Here is a 419-nt window from a genome sequence, read left to right on the forward strand (position 1 = left end):
GTACCAGATTCATTACAATACGCTGCTGAAAAACTCTCTGATCGTGCTTTAGGTTATGGTATGTATGGTGAACAAGTAGATGGAAATGATCCTATTGCTGTTTATAAAGCTATGAAAGAAGCACGAAATCGTGCTTTAAATGGAGAAGGCGCTACTTTAATAGAAGCTGTTACTTCTCGAATGACACCACATTCTTCAGATGACGATGATAAATATCGTACTCAAGAAGAACGTGATAGTCTTAAAGAAGGAGACTGTAATATTAAATTTAAATCCTTCTTACTTGAAAATGAGATTATAGATGAACAATGGCTTTCTGATTTAGAACAAGAACACAAAGAATTAATTAATAAAGCGACGAAGGCCGCTGAAGAGGCTCCATATCCTTCAATCGAAGAAGCATATGCACACGTTTATGA

1 protein-coding gene is annotated in these 419 nt (G+C 35.8%); it reads left to right on the forward strand.

Annotated features, from left to right (window positions below; translation table 11 throughout):
• Positions 1 to 419 (forward strand): thiamine pyrophosphate-dependent enzyme (locus HZY83_RS05535; protein WP_255460160.1); only part of this gene is annotated, 419 nt, incomplete at both ends.

This window comes from Gemella sp. GH3 (assembly GCF_013415425.1).
GTDB lineage: Bacteria > Bacillota > Bacilli > Staphylococcales > Gemellaceae > Gemelliphila.